General features: G+C 67.2%; 2 protein-coding genes. Both read left to right on the top strand.

Going from position 1 to position 2832, the window contains the following annotated elements; all coding sequences use genetic code 11:
- Positions 1 to 169: 169 nt before the first annotated feature.
- Positions 170 to 550, top strand: a complete 381-nt coding sequence (locus tag IQ26_RS38820) for an endonuclease domain-containing protein (RefSeq protein WP_145723568.1) — start codon at positions 170 to 172, stop codon at positions 548 to 550.
- Between the two features lie 181 nt (positions 551 to 731).
- Entirely contained in the window at positions 732 to 2753 is a 2022-nt protein-coding gene (locus IQ26_RS38825; RefSeq protein WP_145723569.1) for a hydantoinase/oxoprolinase family protein, read from the top strand.
- The last annotated feature ends 79 nt before the right edge of the window (positions 2754 to 2832 follow it).

Here is a 2832-nt window from a genome sequence, read left to right on the forward strand (position 1 = left end):
CCAAGCTCAACTGACCCGTCCGCTTCACCGCCATCGTGATTCCCTCCGAGCTGCCGTCTCACAGAATCACAACCACCGAATTTCGCAACAGTCCCTTGAGGGGAGATGTCCGGCAGGACAGAGGGGGGCGCCGTAGAGCGCTAACCCAAGTAGCCACCGAGCACTGACGATGCCTCACACGCCACTGCCTTCAAAACATCGCGCGAATGCCAGATCGATGCGCAAGGTCATGACATCAGCCGAGTTGAAGCTCTGGAACGAACTTCGCGCACACCGGCTGATGGGGCTGGGCTTCCGCCGACAATTTCCGATTGCCGGCTATATCGTCGACTTCGCTTGCCCGGAGAAGAAACTGATCGTCGAGGTCGATGGCTCCCAGCATGCGCAAGGCGATGCTGTCGCCGGCGACGAGGTAAGAACATTACGTCTGGAACAGGATGGCTGGACCGTCCTGCGCTTCTGGAACGACGACATCATCCGCGACATCGACAATGTCTGCCAGCATATTGTGATTGCGGCTGGGCTTGGAAACTCCTCCTCAATGGATTGACGAGAGGATTGTAATCACGGCTAGGCTGGCGGGACAGCGCCCCCTCTGTCCTGCCGGCCATCTCCCCCACGAGGGGGGAGATGGCCGTCACCACGATCATCGCCCTTGGCCCAGCGCTCGCGGCTTTATCCGCCGTTCCGTATCGGCTAAGGGGCGGGGACGAAATTCGCCGGACCCGCCAATGACCGCCAAGACCAAACCCCTGTTCCTCGGCATCGATACCGGCGGCACCTATACCGATGCCGTGCTGTGGTCGGAAGCCGGCGGTCCTGGCGGCAAGGTGCTGGCCAAGGCCAAGGCGCTCACCACCCGCCACGATCTGGCGGTCGGCATATCGGGCGCGGTCGATGCGGTGCTGCAAAAAGCCGGCACCGATCCTGCAGCGATAAAACTGGTGTCGATGTCGACGACGCTTGCCACCAACGCGCTGGTCGAGGGCCAGGGCGGCCGCGTGGCGCTGGTGATGATCGGCTTTTCCGAGGGCGATCTCGCCCGCGATGGGCTGAAGGCCGCGCTCGGCACCGACCCTGTGGTGTTCTGCCCCGGCGGCCATGATGTCCACGGCAATGCGGCCAAGCTAGACTTGTCCGGGCTGGAGGCGGCGCTGCCGGAACTTGGCGCCTCGGTGTCCGGCTTTGCCGTCTGCGCCTATTTCGCCACCCGCAACCCGGCGCATGAGCTCGCGGCCCGCGACCTGATCCGCGAAAGGACCGGCCTGCCGGTCACCGCCAGCCACGAATTGTCGGCCAAGCTTGGCGGCCCGCGCCGGGCGCTGACCACGCTGCTCAACGCCAGGCTGATCTCGATGATCGACCGGCTGGTCGCGGCGACCGAAGGATTTCTTGCCGCGCGCGGCATCGCCGCACCGCTGATGGTGGTGCGCGGTGACGGCGCGCTGGTCTCGGCGGCCTTTGCCCGCCAGCGGCCGATCGAGACGATTCTTTCAGGCCCGGCCGCCAGCCTCGTCGGTGCCCGCCACATGACCGGGCTCGACAATGCGGTTGTCTCCGACATCGGCGGCACCACCACCGATGTCGCCGTGCTCGACGGGGGCCGCCCCAGGCTCGACCCGGAAGGCGCCACCGTCGGTGGCTTCCGCACCATGGTCGAGGCCGTCGCCATGCGCACCTTTGGGCTCGGCGGCGATTCCGAAGTGGCGCTGGAGGATGGCGCGCTCAACCCTCGAATTCTGCTCGGGCCGCGCCGCCTGGTGCCGCTGGCGCTGGCCGGCATGGTGCATGGCGAGGCCGTTACCTCGGAGCTCGAACGCCAGCTGCGCGCGCCGAATCCCGGCCGCATGGACGGCCGCTTCGCCGTCCGCACCGGCGTGCCGGAGCGGCTCGCCGCCGGCCTGACCGGTGCCGAGGCCAAGCTCTATGAGCTGATAGGTGCTGTGCCGCTCGCCCTCGATCGGCTTTTGACCTCGAACGCCCAGAACGCCACCTTGAACCGGCTGGTGTCGCGCGGGCTGGTGCATGTCGCCGGCTTCACGCCGTCGGACGCCGCTCATGTGCTGGGCAAGCAGGCGAACTGGGATGCTGCTTCGGCCCGTCTCGGCGCCGAGCTGTTCGCCCGCAAGCGCGACGGAAGGGGACAGTTCATCGCCGCGACGCCGGAGGCGATCTCCGAGCGGGTGCTGCTGACGCTGACCCGCCTGTCGGCCGAAGTCATCCTGGAAACCGCCTTTGCCGAGGACGGGCTCGATGGCGCGGCGACCGTCGCCCATGCGCTGGTCCAGCGCGCCGTCGACGCGCATCCCGGCATCGCCCGCCTCAGCGTCGCGCTCGATCGCCCGGTCATCGGCCTCGGCGCCTCGGCGCCGCTGCATTATGCCGGGCTGCCGCCGCTGGTCGGCAATGGCTGCGTGGTGCCGGAGGATACCGATGTCGCCAATGCGCTCGGCGCCGTCGTCGGCCAGGTCAGGGTTTCGGCCGAGGCGCGGGTCAGCCAGCCCAAGGAAGGGCTGTTTCGCGTCGCCTCGGGCGAGAATGTGCGCGATTTCCTTAGCGAGGCGGCGGCGATCGCGGCGGCGGAAACCGATGTCCGCGCCATCGCCGCCGGGCGGGCGAGGGATGCCGGCACCGACAGCGCCCAGATCGAGGTCGCCAGCGAATTCCGCGTCTCCACCGTCGAAGGCCAGCGCATGTTCATCGAGGCGCATGTGGTCGCGGTGGCCTCGGGAAGGCCAAGGATTGCGGTTTAGTCAATCTCCCCCCTTGTGGGACTGTTGCGAAATTCGGTGGTTGTGATTCTGTGAGACGGCAGCTCGGAGGGAATCACGA

This window comes from Mesorhizobium tianshanense (assembly GCF_007830515.1).
Classification (GTDB): Bacteria; Pseudomonadota; Alphaproteobacteria; order Rhizobiales; family Rhizobiaceae; genus Mesorhizobium; species Mesorhizobium tianshanense.

Coding starts and splice junctions, on each gene's coding strand:
- IQ26_RS38820 (WP_145723568.1), top strand. CDS start 170: ATGCCTCACACGCCACTGCCTTCAAAACATCGCGCGAATGCCAGATCG.
- IQ26_RS38825 (WP_145723569.1), top strand. CDS start 732: ATGACCGCCAAGACCAAACCCCTGTTCCTCGGCATCGATACCGGCGGC.